The organism is Haladaptatus sp. HS23, assembly GCF_056892285.1.
Genome location: NZ_JBXGLH010000081.1, coordinates 1 through 244 on the forward strand (window position 1 = coordinate 1; position 244 = coordinate 244).

Sequence of the window (244 nt, forward strand, 5' to 3'; positions counted from 1 at the left end):
CAGTTTGATGAAGTTTGTGACCGAAGCAATGGTGGGGTCTAGTAACATCTTACGGTAGGTTTCACCAGCATAAGGCCAGCGTAAATCAATCCGAGCATCTTCAAAGATATACCCAGAGACTTCTTTAAGGCCAGTGTAACCTACTTGAGATAGGTTCATGCGACTGGTTGCTGAGTCTTCGCTGGCGACACCTGTTGGCTTTACAACGATGTCGTCATCACTCATATAATTTTAATATCCTCTT

General features: G+C 43.9%; 1 protein-coding gene. It reads right to left on the minus strand.

Going from position 1 to position 244, the window contains the following annotated elements; translation table 11 throughout:
- Window positions 1–225, minus strand: a 225-nt coding sequence (locus tag AC1XDK_RS30895) for a hypothetical protein (protein ID WP_483353844.1), incomplete at its 3' end; no start/stop codon positions are given.
- Window positions 226–244: the final 19 nt, after the last annotated feature.